The 15,966-nt window shown below is 73.4% G+C and carries 16 protein-coding genes and 1 pseudogene; 7 read left to right on the top strand and 10 right to left on the bottom strand.

Going from position 1 to position 15,966, the window contains the following annotated elements; genetic code table 11:
- Positions 1-11: 11 nt before the first annotated feature.
- The 5 genes from ABTZ91_RS01640 to ABTZ91_RS01620 form a co-directional block, all read right to left on the bottom strand.
- Complete coding sequence (locus ABTZ91_RS01640; RefSeq protein ID WP_352075070.1) at positions 12-1,400, bottom strand: FAD-binding oxidoreductase; 1,389 nt, start codon at positions 1,398-1,400, stop codon at positions 12-14.
- 165 nt (positions 1,401-1,565) lie between these two features.
- A complete protein-coding gene (tpx, locus tag ABTZ91_RS01635) occupies positions 1,566-2,066 on the bottom strand; it encodes a thiol peroxidase (RefSeq protein WP_352075069.1) in 501 nt (166 codons plus the stop codon).
- A 557-nt stretch (positions 2,067-2,623) separates the two neighbouring features.
- Complete coding sequence (locus ABTZ91_RS01630) at positions 2,624-4,021, bottom strand: MFS transporter (RefSeq protein WP_352075284.1); 1,398 nt, start codon at positions 4,019-4,021, stop codon at positions 2,624-2,626.
- A gap of 167 nt (positions 4,022-4,188) precedes the next feature.
- Entirely contained in the window at positions 4,189-4,794 is a 606-nt protein-coding gene (locus tag ABTZ91_RS01625; protein ID WP_352075068.1) for an NAD(P)H oxidoreductase, read from the bottom strand.
- Between the two features lie 50 nt (positions 4,795-4,844).
- On the bottom strand, positions 4,845-5,606 hold the full coding sequence (locus ABTZ91_RS01620) for an SDR family oxidoreductase (protein ID WP_352075067.1): 762 nt from the start codon (positions 5,604-5,606) through the stop codon (positions 4,845-4,847).
- Between the two features lie 291 nt (positions 5,607-5,897).
- Here ABTZ91_RS01620 and ABTZ91_RS01615 point away from each other — a divergent pair, with 291 nt between their 5' ends.
- Together ABTZ91_RS01615 and ABTZ91_RS01610 are read left to right on the top strand one after the other, a co-directional pair.
- Positions 5,898-9,392, top strand: coding sequence for a BTAD domain-containing putative transcriptional regulator (locus ABTZ91_RS01615; RefSeq protein ID WP_352075066.1), 3,495 nt, complete (start codon positions 5,898-5,900; stop codon positions 9,390-9,392).
- Between the two features lie 42 nt (positions 9,393-9,434).
- Positions 9,435-10,043 carry an SMI1/KNR4 family protein gene (locus tag ABTZ91_RS01610; protein ID WP_352075065.1) on the top strand — a complete coding sequence of 203 codons (609 nt, stop codon included), beginning with the start codon at positions 9,435-9,437 and terminating at the stop codon, positions 10,041-10,043.
- Between the two features lie 39 nt (positions 10,044-10,082).
- Here ABTZ91_RS01610 and ABTZ91_RS01605 read toward each other — a convergent pair whose 3' ends face one another.
- Positions 10,083-10,661 (bottom strand): TetR/AcrR family transcriptional regulator, encoded by a 579-nt coding sequence (locus ABTZ91_RS01605; protein WP_352075064.1) that lies wholly within the window; start codon positions 10,659-10,661, stop codon positions 10,083-10,085.
- A 92-nt stretch (positions 10,662-10,753) separates the two neighbouring features.
- On the opposite strand from ABTZ91_RS01605, the gene ABTZ91_RS01600 reads away from it, so the two are divergent.
- Together ABTZ91_RS01600 and ABTZ91_RS01595 are read left to right on the top strand one after the other, a co-directional pair.
- Positions 10,754-11,200, top strand: a complete 447-nt coding sequence (locus ABTZ91_RS01600) for a DUF1772 domain-containing protein (RefSeq protein ID WP_352075063.1) — start codon at positions 10,754-10,756, stop codon at positions 11,198-11,200.
- A gap of 25 nt (positions 11,201-11,225) precedes the next feature.
- A complete protein-coding gene (locus ABTZ91_RS01595; RefSeq protein WP_352075062.1) occupies positions 11,226-11,645 on the top strand; it encodes a DUF4267 domain-containing protein in 420 nt (139 codons plus the stop codon).
- Between the two features lie 41 nt (positions 11,646-11,686).
- Here ABTZ91_RS01595 and ABTZ91_RS01590 read toward each other — a convergent pair whose 3' ends face one another.
- Complete coding sequence (locus ABTZ91_RS01590; RefSeq protein WP_352075061.1) at positions 11,687-12,268, bottom strand: TetR/AcrR family transcriptional regulator; 582 nt, start codon at positions 12,266-12,268, stop codon at positions 11,687-11,689.
- 109 nt (positions 12,269-12,377) lie between these two features.
- Between ABTZ91_RS01590 and ABTZ91_RS01585 the strand changes: the two genes are divergently transcribed.
- Entirely contained in the window at positions 12,378-13,256 is an 879-nt protein-coding gene (locus ABTZ91_RS01585) for an NAD(P)-binding domain-containing protein (RefSeq protein WP_352075060.1), read from the top strand.
- Here ABTZ91_RS01585 and ABTZ91_RS01580 read toward each other — a convergent pair.
- Entirely contained in the window at positions 13,237-13,584 is a 348-nt protein-coding gene (locus tag ABTZ91_RS01580; RefSeq protein WP_352075059.1) for a DUF397 domain-containing protein, read from the bottom strand. The genes ABTZ91_RS01585 and ABTZ91_RS01580 overlap by 20 nt on opposite strands.
- On the bottom strand, positions 13,541-14,416 hold the full coding sequence (locus tag ABTZ91_RS01575; RefSeq protein ID WP_352075058.1) for a helix-turn-helix transcriptional regulator: 876 nt from the start codon (positions 14,414-14,416) through the stop codon (positions 13,541-13,543). Before ABTZ91_RS01575 ends, ABTZ91_RS01580 begins: the two co-directional genes overlap by 44 nt.
- A gap of 116 nt (positions 14,417-14,532) precedes the next feature.
- On the opposite strand from ABTZ91_RS01575, the gene ABTZ91_RS01570 reads away from it, so the two are divergent.
- The gene (locus ABTZ91_RS01570; RefSeq protein WP_352075057.1) at positions 14,533-14,733 is read left to right on the top strand and encodes a hypothetical protein; all 201 of its coding nucleotides are present in this window, start codon (positions 14,533-14,535) and stop codon (positions 14,731-14,733) included.
- 59 nt (positions 14,734-14,792) lie between these two features.
- Positions 14,793-15,017 (top strand): annotated as a pseudogene (locus ABTZ91_RS01565) (ATP-binding protein); the annotation flags it as partial.
- On the opposite strand, the gene ABTZ91_RS01560 reads toward ABTZ91_RS01565, so the two are convergent.
- Positions 15,001-15,867, bottom strand: coding sequence for an NmrA/HSCARG family protein (locus ABTZ91_RS01560; RefSeq protein ID WP_352075056.1), 867 nt, complete (start codon positions 15,865-15,867; stop codon positions 15,001-15,003). The pseudogene ABTZ91_RS01565 and the gene ABTZ91_RS01560 overlap by 17 nt on opposite strands.
- Between the last annotated feature and the right edge of the window lie 99 nt (positions 15,868-15,966).

The following is a 15,966-nucleotide window of genomic DNA, read 5'->3' as shown; positions in this document are numbered from 1 at the left end:
TCGGTCCCGGCTCAGCCGCCCGCCGGGACGATGTTCTGCGTGTGACGGAAGACGTTGTCCGGGTCGTACCTCCGCTTCACCTCGGCCAGCCGGTCGTAGTGATCGCGGTACGTGGCCCGGACCCGGTCCCCGCCCTCGTCCTCGCCCAGGAAGTTGACGTACGCGCCGCCCATCGAGTGCGGGTGCAGGGCCTCCCAGTAGTCCACCGCCCAGGCGCGGATCCGCTCCGCGTCGCCCGGATCCGGGCTGATTCCGGCGATCACGCCGGACCACACCGCGTCCCGGTACGCCCACGCCGTGTCCATGGGGCCGGGGCGGTGGGCGGCGCCGTCGACGGGGTAGAGGTGCATCGTCGACAGCTCGCTCGGCATCCGCTCCAGGAAGGTGCCGTGGACGTCGATCGCGTCCTCGCCGATCGAGTCGAAGAAGTCCCCGCGCCAGTACCACTGCAGCCCCTTCGGGACCAGGTCGTCGAACATCGACTGGATCCCCGGATACGGGACGGGCGTCTCGAAGTGGAAGGCGGGCGGCGCCGGATCGGCGACCGCGGCGAACGTCTTCGCGAGGCTCTCCTCGTCCGTGCCGCCCGTGTGGCACCACACCACCCCGCACATCGGCTTCCCGTGGATCTCCTCCGGGAACGGCGCCTCCGGCGCCACCACCAGCGTGGCGAAGAAGCCGTACAGGTCGGTGTCCGCAGCCGGCAGGAACTCCCGGTACCAGCGCAGCACCGCCCCGATGTGCTCCGGCTCCCACAGGGTGACGGCGAGCCCCACGTCGCCCACCGGGTGCAGCGCGTACGTGAACGAGGTCACGACCCCGAAGTTGCCGCCGCCCCCGCGCAGCGCCCAGAACAGGTCCGGGTGTTCCTCCGCCGAGGCGGTGACGACCGAGCCGTCCGCGAGGACCACGTCCGCCGCCAGCAGGTTGTCGATCGTCAGCCCGTACGCGCGGGTCAGATACCCGTGCCCGCCGCCGAGGGTCAGCCCGCCCACGCCGGTCGTCGACATGATCCCGCCCGGCGTCGCCAGGCCGTAGCCGTGCGCCTCGTGGTCCAGGTCCCCGATCCGACTGCCGCCGCCGACCAGCGCGGTCCGCGCCACCGGATCCACCCGTACCCACCGCATCCCCGACAGGTCCACCATCAGCGAACCGTCGGCCAGACACAGCCCGCCGCCGCTGTGCCCGCCACCGCGCACCGCCAGGTCCGTGCCGGTGTCCCGGGCGTGGCGCACCGCCGCCCGGACGTCCGACGTGTCCGCGCACCGCGCGATCACCGCGGGCCGGCGGTCGATCATCGCGTTGTAGATCTCCCGCGCCTCGTCGTATCCCGCGTCGTCGGGGCCGATCACCTCGCCGCGCAGCGACGCGCGCAGGGTCTCCACCGCCGTGCCGTTCATGGCCACTCCTCAAGGCAACCCCTGCCTGCGGCCGCGCTACCCCTTCAGTCTCTCCCCGGGCCCGGCCCTCCGCCCCCCGGGCCGGGAGCCCTCGGGGGCGTGACGACGAGGCCCGCCCGGGCGGTGCGCCGGGCGGGCCTCGTGGTGCCGCAAGGACGGCTCAGGTCACTTCAGGGCGGCCAGGGCGGCCTCGTAGTTCGGCTCCTCGGAGATCTCGTTGACGAGCTCGGTGTGGAGGACCTTGTCGTTCTCGTCGAGGACGACGACGGCGCGGGCGGTCAGACCGGCCAGCGGGCCGTCGGCGATCGCGACACCGTAGGCGGTGTGGAAGTCGCGGCCGCGCAGGGTGGACAGGCTCTGCACGTTCTCCAGGCCCTCGGCGCCGCAGAAGCGGGCCTGGGCGAAGGGGAGGTCCGCCGAGATGCACAGCACGACGGTGTTCTCCAGGTCACCCGCCTTCGCGTTGAAGGCGCGCACGGAGGACGCGCAGGTGGGGGTGTCGACGCTCGGGAAGATGTTGAGGACCTTGCGCTTGCCGGCGAAGTCCTTCAGCGACTTGTCCGCCAGACCCTCGCCGACCAGGGTGAACTCGGGAGCCTGGCTGCCCGTGGCGGGCAGGGAGCCGTCGACGGTTACGGGGTTGCCCTTGAGCGCGACCTGCGCCATGAGGAATCTCCTTAGACAGAGGGTGTTGCTGTCGTCAGCCACTGGTGCAGCTGTCAGCGGTCCCGATCGTATTCCGCCCGGCCGCGGCGCGGCTCGGCCGCCCGGGGTGCGGACGAGGAGCGCGGGGCGGGGGCGGAGGTGGATGCGTCGGCGTCGGGCAGTGGCGTCCGCGTCGGAGCAAGGTCGTGTGGGCCCGGGGTGGGGCCGCCGGCCCGCCGCCGTGCCTAGTACTTGCCGCGTACGAGCCGTACGCGATGCCCCAGTACCCGCCCCACCTCGGTGACGAACGCGGGCCGCAGCGGCGGCCCGTTCGAACAGCAGCTGCCCGTGCCCGTACACGTACGCCATCAGCCGCACCGGTCGCCGGAACACCACCGGCAACGCGACGGCCTCGATCCTCGGCCCCACGGCCCCTCCCCACTCCCGGCTCCCACAGACCCCGCCCCCGCCCCCACCCCCACTGCAGCCCCCGCTGCCGTGCCGACGGCGTGCCGACGGCGTGCGACGGAAGCGTACGGGGGACAGGACCCCCGTACGCTTCCGCCGGCGCGACACCCCTACCCGCCCGAGGCGATCCTCGGCACCTTCCGCAGGAGCACCGCCACCAGCACCGCCGTCAGCAGCGCGAAGACCGCGCTCAGGGCCGACGCCGACTGCAGAGCCGTGGTGAAGGACTCCCGCGCCGTCGCGAGGAGCCCCTGGTCCGCGAGGGCGCTCGCCGCGCCCAGGGACTCCCGTGCCGCGGCCGGGGCGTCGTCCGGGATGCCGCTCCGGTAGACCGCGACCGCCACGCTTCCGGTCACCGCGATGCCGAGCGCCAGGCCCAGGTCGTACGCGGTCTGGCCGGTCGCCGCCGCCGCGCCCGCCTTCTCCGGCGGAGCCGCGCCGACCGCGAGGGCCGTGCCGAGGACGCTGATCGGGGCCGCCCCGAACATGATCACCGCGAGGCCCAGGGAGGCCACGGCGACCCCGGAGGCCAGGGCGATCGCCGCGTACCCGGCCGAGGACACCAGCAGTCCCCCGATCAGGACGTATGCCGGGCGGAAGCGGCGGGCGAGCGGCGGCGTCAGCTGCGATCCGGCGATCAGCCCCACCGCCCCCGGCAGCAGCCAGAGACCGGCCTCCAGCGGCGACTGCCCGGCGACGGCCTGGAGGTACTGCGGGACCAGGTACTCCACCCCGTTCAGCGCCGTCATGCCGAGCAGCAGGGTGAGCAGCGCCCCCGTGAAGGCGCGGTCGCGGAAGAGCCGCAGGTCGAGCAGGGGAGTGGCCAGCCGGTTCTGGCGGCGGACGAAGAGCAGCGTGAAGGCGATGCCTCCGGCGAAGGCCGCGGCCGCCTCCGCCGTCGGACCGTGCGAGGCCACCGACTTCACCCCGTACACCAGCGGCAGCACCGCCAGGAGGAAGAGCGCCACGCTGGGCACATCGGTCCGGCCGGCCCCCGGATCGCGGTACTCCGGCAGCAGCACCGGCGCCGTGACCAGGGCGACCAGCATGATCGGCAGGCCGATCAGGAACACCGAACCCCACCACCAGGACGCGAGGAGCACACCGCCGACGATCGGGCCGACGGCGAGACCCACCGAGAGCGCGGTCACCCACATCGCGATCGCGGTCGCCCGCTGCCGTGCGTCGGCGAACATATGGCTGATCAGGGCGAGCGTGGACGGCAGCACGGCGGCGCCCGCCACGCCCAGCACCGCGCGGGCCGCGATCAGGGTCCCGGCGTTCGGGGCGTACGCGGCGAGCAGCGAGGCCGCGAGGAAGCCCGCCGAGCCCGCCATCAGCAGCCGCCGCCGGCCGAGGCGGTCGCCGAGCGTGCCCATGATGACCAGGGTGCCGGCGGTGAGGAAGCCGTAGATGTCGGTGATCCACAGCAACTGCGCGCTGCTCGGCCGCAGATCGGCCGCCAGATACGGGGTGGCCAGCCACAGCACGCCGAGGTCGGCCGTCATCAGGGTGACGGGGAGGAGCAGGACGGCGAGGCCGAGCCACTGACGGGCGCCCGCCTTCGCCGGCGGCGCCGGCGGCGCCGACGCCACGGACGTCTGCGCGGTGGTGGTCGTGTGAGGGGCGGTCGTCTGGGGGGTGGTCGTCTGAGGGGTGGCAGTCTGGGAGGTGGTCATCGCGGCAGCGCTCCGATCAGGGCTTCCTCGGCGGACTCCAGCAGGTCCCGCACCCGCTCCGGGCGCAGCGCGCGCGGCACCCCGGACAGCTCGGTGCCGTAGACGATCGCGACGGACGCGTCCTCGATCCCGCAGTACCGGGAGACCGCGAGGCGCAGTTGGACGTCCAGGGCGGTGGACAGGCCGAGCCGCTCGATCTCCTCCTCCGGGCTGCCCATCAGGGCCAGCCACAGCATCCGCTTGGCGGCCAGGCGGGGCTTGCTGCGCCCGTAGGCGAAGCCGTAGTTCCACACCCGGTCGATCCACCCCTTGAGGACGGCGGGCGGTGCCATCCACCAGACCGGGAAGACGACGACGATGTCGTCGGCGGCGAGGATGCGGTCCATGTGGGCGTGGACCGTGGGGGAGTACGTCTTCTCCCGGTTCTCCCAGTCCGGTTCGTCGGCCGGCCGGAGGACGGGGTCGAACCCTTCGGCGTACAGGTCGAGTACGTCGACGGTCTGGCCCTCTTCCTTCAGCCGGGAGTGCGCGAGACCGGCGACCTGGGCGGTCAGGGAGTCGGTGCGGGGGTGGGCGTGGACGAGCAGGGTGTGGCGGGGCATGACGGTGTCCTTCGGTGGGGAGGGCCGGCAGGGTGGGCACGGTGGCGGTGTCAGAGGCCGAGGCCGGAGCCGCCGCTCGCGTCGATGTTCTGGCCGGTCACCCAGCGGGCGTCGTCCGAGGCGAGGAAGCCGACGACGTCGGCCACGTCCCCCGGCTGCCCGACCCGGTTGAAGACGGAGAATCCGGCGGCGTGCGCCTTGGCGGCCGGGTCGGCCATCCACGGGTGGATGTCGGTCTCGATCGTGCCGGGGGACACCGCGTTGACGGTGATGCCCCGGGCGCCGAGGGTCTGGGCGAGGGTCAGGGTCAGTACCTCGACCGCGCCCTTGGAGGCGGCGTACGCGGTCATGCCGGGGAAGGCGACCTTCGTGACACCGGAGGAGATGTTGATGATCCGGCCGCCGTCGCGCAGCCGGCCGAGGCCGTGCTTGACGATGAAGAACGGGGCCTTGGCGTTGACGGCGAAGACCCGGTCGTAGTCGGCCTCCTCGACCTCGTCGATCGTGCCGGGTCCGGCGATCCCGGCGTTGTTGACCAGGATGTCGACGCCGTCGGCGTGCGCGTCGAAGGCCTTCCAGAGAGCTTCGGCGTCGCCGGGGACGCCGAGTTCGGTACGGATCGCGAAGGCGGAGCCGCCGGCCTCCTCGATCGCGGCGACCGTCTCCTTCGCGGCGGCCTCGTTGGTCGCGTAGTGGACGGCGACCCGGGCGCCGTCGGCGGCCAGGCGCAGGGCGATCGCGCGGCCGATGCCGCGGCTGCCGCCGGTGACGAGCGCGGTCTTGCCGGTGAGGGGGGTGGTGGTGCGGGCCATCGGAGTCTCCTCGGTGGGGTGTGTGTCTGGGGCTGTGTCTGTGTCTGTGTCCTGCTGACGGGGATGACTCTGCGGGCCGGCGGTTCGGGAACGGCTCGGGTGCGGTTCGGGTGCGGTTCGGGTTCGGTTCGGGGCCGGGTTCGGGCCTTGTGCGGGGAGGGCCGGTTCGGGGGCGGGCCCGGGGCCTTGGGCCGGCCGGTCCATGGCCGGGCCTTGGCCGGGCCTTGGTACGGGGCGGGCCGGGACCGGTCGCGTACGGGCCGCGTCCGGGCGGGGAGTTACGGTGGCCCCATGCGATTCGGGGTGCTGGGGGAGACGGCCGTCTGGACCACGGACGGGCGGCCCGTCCGGGTCCCGGAGCTCAAGGTGCGCGCCCTGCTCGCCTCGCTGCTCGTGGACACGGGCCGGCCGGTCGCCGCGCACCGCCTCGTCGACGACCTGTGGGGCGAGGAACCGCCCGGCAAGCCGCTGCGCGCCCTCCAGGCCAGGGTCTCCCAGCTCCGGCGCGTCCTGGACGAGGCGGAGCCGGGCGCCCGTGAGCTGCTGGTCTCCCGCGCACCCGGCTACCAACTCGTGCTGCCGGAAGGCGCCTTGGACGCCGACCGGTTCGCCGAGCTGGCCGCTCGCGCCCGCTCCGTAACCGAGCCGGGGCGGCGGGCCGCGACGTTCACCGAGGCACTGGCGGTGTGGCGGGGACCCGCGTTCGCGGACTTCGCGGACGAGCCGTTCGCCCGGGCCGCCGTGAACCGCCTGGAGGAGGAACGCCTCGTCGTCCGCGAGGAGGCGGCGGAGGCGCGCCTCGAAGCCGGGGAACATGCCCTTCTCGTAGGAGAGTTGGCCGAGCTCGTCGAGCAGCATCCGCTGCGCGAGCGCCTGTGCGCGATCCGCCTGAAGGCGCTGTACCGCTCGGGCCGGCAGAGCGAGGCGCTGGCGGGGTACGAGGAGCTGCGCGTCCGCCTCGCCGAGGAACTGGGCCTCGACCCGAGCCCGGAACTGGTCGCACTGCACCGGGCGATGCTCCGCCAGGACCCCGCCCTGGACGCGCCACGGGCCGCCGCGCCCGCGATGCCCGGTGGCGCCTCGCCCTCACCGCCCCCGGCACCACCGGGGGGCGCGCCGCCGGGCCCGGGAGCCGAGGTCCCCGCACAGATCCCGTCACAGGGCCCCGGGGCTGGGCCCGTACGGGGTGAGGCGCACAGGCCGCCCGACCCAAGGCCCGTACAAGGTGATGGGCCCGCCCCGGGGCCCGTGCCGGGCGAGCCGCGCGGCAATCTGCCCGTGGCCATCAGCGGGCTCGTCGGGCGCGAGGCGGCCGTCGAGGAGATCCGGGCGCTGCTCGCCGGGCGGCGGCTCGTCACGCTCACCGGTCCCGGCGGCGTCGGCAAGACCCGGCTGGCCGTGGAGGCCGCGGGGCGGGCGCGGGAGCTGTTCCCCGACGGGGTGTGGCTGGTCGAACTCGCCGGTGCCGGGGGCGAGCTGGCCGAGGTCGTCGCCGCGGTCCTGGAGCTGCGCGACGACGGGGCGTGGGGCGTGCGGCCCGAGGCGGGGCCCGCCCCGAGGGGGGCGGAGCGGCTGGCCGCCGTCCTGCGCGGCCGGCGGATGCTGCTCGTCCTCGACAACTGCGAGCACGTGATCGACGAGGCCGCCGCGCTGACGGAGCTGCTGCTGCGCACCGTTCCCGACCTCGTGGTCCTCGCGACCAGCCAGGAGCCCCTGGCGCTCGCCGGGGAGACGCTGTGGGCGGTGCCCCCGCTCGACCTCACCGGGGCGGTCGAACTGTTCGTCGCGCGGGCGGCCGCCTCGGCGCCCGGCTTCGTACCGGACGATTCCGAGCGGGCCGCCGTCGAGGGCATCTGCCGTCGCCTCGACGGTGTCCCGCTCGCCCTGGAACTGGCCGCCACCCGGGTGCGGGCCCTTGGCGTGCACCGGCTGCTCGAACGGCTCGACGACCGCTTCCGGCTGCTCAGCACCGGGCAGCGGGGGGCACCGGCCCGGCAGCAGACGCTCCGGGCGGTCATCGACTGGAGCTGGGAGCTGCTGTCCGAACCGGAGCGCCGGGTGCTGCGCCGGCTCGCCGTGCACGCGGAGGGCTGCACCCTGGAGGCGGCGGAAGAGGTCTGCGGGGGCGGGGAGGTCGCGCCGGAGGACGTCCTCGACCTGCTGGCCCGGCTGGTGGACCGTTCGCTGGTGGTCGCGGTCGTGGGGAAGGACGGGCCGCGCTACCGGCTGCTGGAATCGGTGGCCGCGTACTGCGTGGAGCGGATGGCCGAGGCGGGCGAGACCGAGGACGTACGGGGCCGGCATCTGGCGTACTACACGCGCCTGGCCGAGGCGGCGGAACCGGAACTGCGCGGGCACGCCCAGCGGGAGTGGCTGTCCCGCCTGGACGCGGAGTCGCCGAACCTGCGCGCCGCGCTTGACCGCGCGGTGCGGGGGCGCGACGCGGAACACGCGCTCCGGCTCGTCGACGCGCTGGCCTGGTACTGGGTGCTGCGCGGGCGCCTGGGCGAGGCGGTCCGCTGGACGGCGGCGGCCTTGGACGCATCGGCGTCGGTCTCGGACGTGTCGGCGGTGGCCTCGGACACGTCGGCGGCGGCTTTGGAGGCGTCAGCGGCGTCCCTGGAAACGCCGACGGTCCCGGCCCCCGGCCCGGTCGCGCGGCTCCGGGCCCGCGTCGCCGTGTGGCACACCGGGCTCACGGTCATGAGCGGCGACGGTACCGAGCGCCGGGACCGCATCGGGGCCGCGCTCGCGTCGTTCGACGCGGCGTACGGTGACGAGCCCGCCGCCCTCGCCTGGGCCCGCTGGTTCCTCGCCCACGCGCTGTGCGGGACGGGCAGTCAGAGCGAGGGCGAGGAGCTGACGAACGCGGCGCTCGACGGGTTCGCGGCGGCCGGGGAGCGGTGGGGGGAGGCGGCGGCGCTGGGGGACCGGTCGGTGCAGCGGCTGCTGCGGGGCGATCTGGCGGGGGCCGAGCAGGACGCGGCCCGCAGCGCCGCCCTCTTCGAGGCGGTCGGCGACGCGTGCGGGGGGCTGTGGTCGGTGTACCCGCTGGCGACCGTCGCGGAGATCCGCGGCGCGTACGAGCGGGCCGCCGGGCTGAAGCGGGCCGCCCTGGACACCGCCGAGAGCTTCGGCCTGACCACGGAGGTGCCCGACCTGCTGTCGGGCCTCGGCCGGACCGCGCTGCTCATGGGGGACATGGCGCAGGCGCGGGCGTACCACCAGGCGGGGCGGGAGAAGGCGGTCGAGGTCGGCTTCCGGGCGGGTGAGATCAACGCGATCCTCGGCCTCGCCCTCGGCGCCCGCCGCGAGGGCCTGCTTGACGAGGCCGAGGGGTACCTGCGTGAAGTCCTCGACTGGCACCGCCTGGTCGGCCTCGACGGCGCCAACGCCCTGATCCTCGCCGAGCTCGGCTTCGTCGCCGAGCTCCGGGGCGACGCGCGGCGAGCACGCGCGCTGCACGAAGAGGGTTATGCGACGGCCCTGACCACCGGCGACCCCCGTGCCGTGGCGCTGGCCCTGGAGGGCCTGGCCGGAGCGATGTCCCTGGCGGGCCGGACCACCCAAGCGGCCCTCCTCCTGGGTGCCGCGGGCGCCCTACGGGCCTCGACGGGGGCGCCGCTGCCGGCCGCGGAGCGGGCCGACGTGGACCGGATCGAGTCGGCCCTGCGCACCGCACTGGGCGACGAGGCCTTCCACACCACCCGCACCCGAGGCGAACGGCTCACTCCCGAGGCGGCGGTGGCGGAGGCCCGAGCGACCCCGGGGTCCCCGGTGCGGTAACGGCCGAGGTCCGGCCGCCACGGCCTGGCTAGGATCGCCCGGATGAGCACCGACTGGATAGCGGAGTACCGGCGGCTCGCCCAGGGCCACCGCCACGAGAGCGCGGCGCCGCACGCCTGGGAGACGTACGGGGAGCCCGCCGCGCCGCCGCTTTCCGAGGGGGAGGTGCGGGAGGCGGAGGCGGAGCTCGGGGTCAGCTTCCCGGAGGGGTACCGGGAGTATCTGCTGCGGGTGAGTGCCGGGGACGCGTTCAACCGGCTTCGGCGGGGGCCCGAGGGGTGGGGGTGGTACGGGGATCGGGAGACCAACTACGCGTTGCTCGCCGAGCCGTTCCCGCATCCCGACTCGTACGCGGACTACGACGACGAGCTGGGCGACCGAGAGCCGCCGCGGGAGGACGCGGCGGCGTGGGCGGTGTGGGACGCCGAGTGCGGGGTGCTCCAGGAGCGGAAGACGGCGGGGGCCGTCTCCATCCGGGAGGGCGGCTGCGGTTTCCACACGCTGCTGGTGGTCACCGGCCCGCACCGGGGCGAGATGTGGTTCGACAGCCGCGCCACCTGCGACCTGATCCTGCCGATGCGGTTCCGGGGGCGCCCCGCCACCTTCGCGGACTGGGTCGCGCACCCGGATGTGGACATGGTCGCGTACTAGCGCGCGCACCGGGTCGTGGTCCCCGGGCGCCGCGGCCTGTCAGAGCATGGCGAGCCGGTCCACCAGCAGCTCCACCCTCGGCTCCGCGTACTCGGGCAGCAGGCGGCCCGTGCGGGTCAGGGTGGCCAGGCCGTGCAGGGACGCCCAGAACACCTCCGTGAACATGCCCGGATCGATGCCGTCCCCGGCGACCTCGCCCAGGCTCTCCCGCAGCGCGGCGAAGGCGTCCTTCAGGGGCGCGGGGGTGTCCTCCCGCGCGTACGGCAGGCCGCCGTCGAGCTGGAACAACGCGTCGTAGACCGCCGGGTTGCGTGCGGCGAAGTCCAGGTAGGTACGGGCCAGGGCGGCGACCCGGGCGCGCGGGTCGTCCTCGGCCGAGGTCGCGGCCCGCACCGCGGCGGCCAGCTCGGTGGCGCCCTCCAGGGCGACGGCGCCGATGATCTCCCGCTTGCCGCGGAAGTGGCTGTAGAGGACGGGCTGGCTGTATTCGATGCGCTCGGCGAGCCGGCGGGTGGTGACGGCGTCCCAGCCCTGCTGCTCGGCGAGTTCGCGGGCCGTCGTCACGATCAGGCGCTCGCGCTCCGCCCGTTCGCGTTCCTTGCGTTCCTTGACCGACATGAGTCGATCCTAGCATCGCTAGACAATCGAGCGATAGCAGCGCTAGCGTTGCTATCGCCACCTAGCAGCGCTAGATCCGGGGAGGGATCGTCATGCTCAGCACGCTCCAAGTCGTCACCACCGTGACCGTCGGCCTGATGGTGGGGGTGGAGTTCGCCGTCGCTTTCATCATGAACCGGATCCTCGACGCCCTTCCCGAGGACAGCCGCCAGCTCGGCCACGCCCACGGCGGACGGATGCTCGGCGCCCTCATGCCGTTCTGGTACGTCGGCTCGCTCGTCCTCAGCGCGATCTGGGCCGTCGCCGGACGCCACCACCCCGGCGTCGGACTCGTCGTCACCGCCGCCGGCCTGCTGATCGTCAGCGTGGTCATGTCGCTGCTGCTGCTCGTCCCGATCAACAACCGCAACAAGACCTGGACGCCGGAGAACCGGCCCGCCGACTGGCAGAAGCAGCTGCGCCGCTGGGGGCGCTACCACTACCTCCGCGTCGCCGTCATCGTCGCCGCCTTCACCCTGCTGGTCACCGCCCTCGTCTGACCCCACCCCCTCAAGGAGAAGAACCATGACACTGAAGAAGATCAACACCGTCCTGGCCGCCGTCTTCGTCCTCTTCATCCTCTGGTTCGGGACGGGGTACGTCCTGAGCCCCGAGACCCTGGCGCCGGGCTACGGCCTGCCGAGCCGGCCGCCCGGCGACGGCGGCGGGTTCCTGGTCGTCAAGGGAATCCGCGACATCGTCCTCGCCCTGGTCCTGGCCGTCCTGCTCGTGACGGGGCACCGCCGCGCGCTGGGCTGGGCACTGCTGGTGGAGGCCCTCGCGGCGTACGGCGACATGGCCAACGTGCTGGCCCACGACGGCTCCGTGGCCACCGCGCTCGGCGTCCACTGCCTCACCGCCACTCTGATGGTGGTCAACGGCCTGCTGATCCTGCGCGAGACCCACGGCGTCGCCGCCCGAACGCCCGCCCCGCGGCCCGCCTAGCGCGGACCGCCCTCGCGCGGATCACCCCCGCGCCGATCCCTCTAGCGCAGATCCCCCTCGTACGAGCGGACCAGGCGGGCCAGTTGACGGCCCGCCGCCCGCAGCGGTTCCTCGTCGCGGACGACCTGGGCCGTCACCTCCGCCCCCTCCAGGGTGCTGATGACGGTGGTCGCCAGCTCCCGGGCGTCGGCGGCGGAGAAGCCGCAGCGCAGGAGCTTGTCGTGGACCAGCTGCTCCCAGCCGCGCAGGGCGTCCGCGCAGGCCCGCTGGATCTCCGAGTCCGTACCGAGCGTCTCCAGGGCCGCCGCCGTGACCGGGCAGCCGTCGATCCAGCCCGACTCCCGCAGCTCCGTCGCCAGCCGCCCCGCACAGGCCTCCATCGCCTTCGCCGCGTCCTCCTCGCTGTCCAGGGACTCCTGGAGCAGCGTCCCGAACTCCTGCGTGCCGTGCCGGATCGCCGCCACGGCCACGGCCTCCTTCCCGCCGGGGAAGAAGTGGTAGACGGACCCCAGAGTGGCCTGCGCGTCCTGCGCGATCTGCTTGATTCCCGTGCCGACGTAGCCCTGTCGCTGCAGGAGACGTGCGGCGGTGACGACGATCCGGTCCCGGGTGCTGGTCTGCATGCGGAACACTCTACCCGGCAATTGAGTAGAGCGTTCGTTTTAGAACGTGCTACGGTGCGGGAGCGCTCTGAGTAGAGCGTTCGTTTTAGCGATACGCGGAGGTATCCCCATGCGCGCCACCAACCAGTCCGTCACCGTCATCGGTCTCGGCCCCATGGGCCAGGCCATGGCCGGCGCCTTCCTCGACCGCGGCTACGCGGTCACCGTCTGGAACCGCACCCCGTCCCGCGCCGACGACCTCGTCGCCCGCGGCGCCGTCCTCGCGCCGAGCGTCGACGCCGCCCTCACCGCCAACGAGGTCGTGATCCTCAGCCTCACCGACTACACGGCCATGTACGCCCTGCTCGGACCCGCCACCGACGCGCTGAAGGGCCGCGTCCTCGTCAACCTCAGCTCCGACACCCCCGAACGCGCCCGCGCCGCCGCCGGCTGGGCCGCCGAGCACGGCGCCGTCCACCTCACCGGCGGCATCACCGTCCCGCCCTCCGGGATCGGCAAGCCCGAGTCCTCCACCTTCTACAGCGGCCCGCGCGACGCCTTCGACACCCACCGGCCCCTGCTCGAAGTCGTCACCGGCCGCGTCGACTACCGGGGCGAGGACCCCGGCCACGCCGCGCTCTTCTACCAGCTCGGCATGGTCATGTTCTGGACGTCCATGCTCAGCTACTGGCAGGCGATCGCCCTCGCCCAGGCCAACGGCCTGACGGCGGCGGACATCCTCCCGCACGCCACCGAGACCGCGAACTCCCTGCCCGGCTTCTTCGCCTTCTACGCCGACCGCATCGACGCGGGCCACCACGTCGGCGACGTCGACCGCCTGGCCATGGGAGCGGCCAGCGTCGACCACGTCCTGCACACCATCGCCGACGCGGGCGTCGACACCACCCTCCCCGCCGCCGTCACCGCCCTCTTCCAGCGCGGCATGGACGCGGGGCACGACGGGGACAGCTTCTCCAGCCTGGTGGAGCTCATGCGCAAGTCGTCTTGACCGATGCGATGAAGGGCGCCCAGGCGGTGGCGGCGAGGAGGAGGACGGGGCCGTCGGGGCGCTTGGAGTCGCGAACGGGGACGAGGCCGGGGACGTCGGAGGCGACTTCGACGCACTCGCCGCCGCTGCCGTTGCTGTAGCTGCTCTTGCGCCAGCGCGCGAAGCTCTCCGCCACCTCCAGGCAGTTGCCTCCGGACGAGTTGCTGTAGCTGCTTCTGCGCCAGGTCGCGAAGCCCTCGGCCACTTCGAGGCACATGCCTTCGGCGGCGTTGCTGTAGCTGCTCTTACGCCAGACCGCGGTGCTCAGGTCGACGGGGGTACGTGCCATTGCGGTAGCCCTCTGCTGCTTCTTCGATCATCTTCAGGGATTCCTCGGGTGGCAGTGCTGCGGCCCGAAGCCGGTCGTACGCCTTGTTGTACTGCACGACGAGCGCCGGGTCGTCGATGATCTGGCCGCTGTACATGCCCTCCGTGTACATGAGCGGAGGGGCATCTCCGAAGCTCATCAGCCATGCGGTGCCCATCATGAACGGGTGTGCTCCGGCGTTCCACGGAAGGATCTGTGGAATGAAGGTGCGACGGCGGGCCACTGCGGCGATGTGGGCCAACTGCTCGGCCATGTCGTCCGGGCCCACGAGTGGCTGCCGCAGGATCGACTCGTGCAGAACCGCCCAGGAGCCGGGTCCTTCACGGTCCTCGAAGACCCAGGCGCGCGAGCGGCGGATGGCGACCTTCTCCGCGATTTCCTCGTCCGTGTCGAAGGGGCGGGAAGCCTGGACGACGGCCCTGATGTACGGCTCGAGCTGGAGGGGGCCGGGCACCAGGTGGGGGCTCCACTCGTCGATGTTGCGGGCTCGCTTCTCCAGTTGGAGGACGTCGGCGAAGTAGTCCGCAAGCCCCTTTCGCCTGGCCTTACGGACGTCCTCGCAGCGCCGCTCGAAGAAGCCGTCCGTCTTCAGGACCCGGTCCACGTGCTGGGCCAGATCGACCGGCATCCGGCGCTGGCCGCGTTCGATCTCGCTCAGGTACGTCACGCCGTAGAAGCTGCCCTCCACCAACCCCTCCAGCGTCAGGCCGGCCTCCTCCCTCTTGAAGCGGAGCTCCTTCCCGTAGAACTCCGGGACGCTTGCCGAGCCGTCGATCTCCTTGCGCGCAGCCACCGTCGACCGCCTTTCGCACCTTGCTTCGTGGAGCGGGAAACGCTTCCCACGGTACGGCCCGGGGCGGCAGCGTGTGAGGGGTTCGTCACAGCACGCTACGGAAGGTGGAACCCCGCATGGCCGAGGACATCCGGCCCGTCATCGACGCGCTGCGCGCCGCTCTCGCAGCTCACGGCATCACTCTCCCCTCCCTCGGGGTCGATCCCGTCACCCTCGCCGGTACGAGCGTCCGGCCCCCGCTCGTCGCGCTCGGCAACTGCAACGTGGCGACTGCACGCCACCTCACCCAGGTCCTTCGTAAGGCGGCGGGCGGGTGACGCTGCCGCTCACGGTGGAGTTGCTGGCGCTGCCGAAGGCGGTGGCGGAGGTGCGGCGGATGCTGCCGGGGGACGATCTGCGGCTGTGCGTCAGTGAGTTGCTGACGAACGTCATCCGGCACGTCGGGGAGGGCACCCCCGTCACCGTCAGGGTGACGGCGGCGCCCACCGGCCGGGTCAGGGTCGCGGTCAGTGACCCCGATCCCCGCCTCTGGCCCGTTCTGCGCGAGGTCCCGGACGGGGCCGAGTGCGGGCGGGGGATGGGGATCATCGACGCGGTGGCGCTGCGGTGGGGCGTCGACGAGGCGCCGTACGGGAAGACGGTGTGGTGCGAGCTTCCCGCAGCCAGTCCGCCAGGCTCCGCAGTTCCGGGTGGCGCCGGCGGAGGGCGGCGAGATCGGCCGCGTAACCCCGCTCGTTGAGCCAGGTGAACATGGGCGCGTCCCGCTCCCTCGGGCTCCGCTCGTACCGGACGCGTCCGTCGGCCTTCGCGAAGAGCGCGAAGGCGGCCCGCACGGTGAGCTCGTCGCCCGCGATCTCGATCGTCCTCCCGGTGAACTCGCCCGGCCCGGCGAAGACCTCCGCCGCGATGCGGCCGATGTCCGCCACCGCGATCATCTGGAGCGAGGTGTCGGCATCCAGCGGGACCGGCCCACCCCACAGGTACGGCCAGTTCTCCATGAAGAACACCGGACGCAGCACGGTCACGCGGATGTCCAGCCCGGCCACGTACGCCTCGATCTCCGCCTTGCTCGCGAAGTGCGGGACGCCGGTGGCCTGGTCCGCGCCGCCCACCGAGCTCTGGACGAGCTGGGTCACCCCCTCGGCCGCCGCCGCGTCGGCGACGTTCCGGCCTCGCCGGACCTCCTCCTCCGGGCGAGGGTCCGCCATGTCCGACGGCTGCACGCTGAAGACCCCGTACGCGCCCCGCGCCGCCTGACGCAGCGAGCCGACGTCGTCGAGGTCACCCGTCACGAGCTCGGCGTCCGAGGCGGCGAGGGCGTGGGCGGCCGGCGTACGAGGGTCGCGGACCAGGGCGCGTACGGGGAAGCCGGCGGCGAGCAGGGCGCGGGCGACGGCGCCGCCCTGGCTGCCGGTGGCGCCCGTGACCAGGATCGGGTTCTGCGGAAGCACGGCGGTCCTTTCGAGGGACGGAGACGGAAGCGGGGGACGCGGGAGGGGAGCGCGTTCGGGACGTAAGGCGGGATGTGTGGTGCGGGACAAGGGCGTTGC

It is taken from the genome of Streptomyces sp. NPDC126499 (genome assembly GCF_040302485.1).
In the GTDB taxonomy this organism is placed as follows: Bacteria; Actinomycetota; Actinomycetes; order Streptomycetales; family Streptomycetaceae; genus Streptomyces.
This window is presented reverse-complemented; position numbering and strand designations above follow the sequence as displayed.

Excerpts from the sequence above, each read along its gene's own strand:
- ABTZ91_RS01640 (WP_352075070.1), bottom strand. The coding sequence starts at position 1,400 with ATGAACGGCACGGCGGTGGAGACCCTGCGCGCGTCGCTGCGCGGCGAG.
- tpx (WP_352075069.1), bottom strand. The coding sequence starts at position 2,066 with ATGGCGCAGGTCGCGCTCAAGGGCAACCCCGTAACCGTCGACGGCTCC.
- ABTZ91_RS01630 (WP_352075284.1), bottom strand. The coding sequence starts at position 4,021 with ATGACGGCCGACCTCGGCGTGCTGTGGCTGGCCACCCCGTATCTGGCG.
- ABTZ91_RS01625 (WP_352075068.1), bottom strand. The coding sequence starts at position 4,794 with ATGCCCCGCCACACCCTGCTCGTCCACGCCCACCCCCGCACCGACTCC.
- ABTZ91_RS01620 (WP_352075067.1), bottom strand. The coding sequence starts at position 5,606 with ATGGCCCGCACCACCACCCCCCTCACCGGCAAGACCGCGCTCGTCACC.
- ABTZ91_RS01615 (WP_352075066.1), top strand. The coding sequence starts at position 5,898 with ATGCGATTCGGGGTGCTGGGGGAGACGGCCGTCTGGACCACGGACGGG.
- ABTZ91_RS01610 (WP_352075065.1), top strand. The coding sequence starts at position 9,435 with ATGAGCACCGACTGGATAGCGGAGTACCGGCGGCTCGCCCAGGGCCAC.
- ABTZ91_RS01605 (WP_352075064.1), bottom strand. The coding sequence starts at position 10,661 with ATGTCGGTCAAGGAACGCAAGGAACGCGAACGGGCGGAGCGCGAGCGC.
- ABTZ91_RS01600 (WP_352075063.1), top strand. The coding sequence starts at position 10,754 with ATGCTCAGCACGCTCCAAGTCGTCACCACCGTGACCGTCGGCCTGATG.
- ABTZ91_RS01595 (WP_352075062.1), top strand. The coding sequence starts at position 11,226 with ATGACACTGAAGAAGATCAACACCGTCCTGGCCGCCGTCTTCGTCCTC.
- ABTZ91_RS01590 (WP_352075061.1), bottom strand. The coding sequence starts at position 12,268 with ATGCAGACCAGCACCCGGGACCGGATCGTCGTCACCGCCGCACGTCTC.
- ABTZ91_RS01585 (WP_352075060.1), top strand. The coding sequence starts at position 12,378 with ATGCGCGCCACCAACCAGTCCGTCACCGTCATCGGTCTCGGCCCCATG.
- ABTZ91_RS01580 (WP_352075059.1), bottom strand. The coding sequence starts at position 13,584 with ATGGCACGTACCCCCGTCGACCTGAGCACCGCGGTCTGGCGTAAGAGC.
- ABTZ91_RS01570 (WP_352075057.1), top strand. The coding sequence starts at position 14,533 with ATGGCCGAGGACATCCGGCCCGTCATCGACGCGCTGCGCGCCGCTCTC.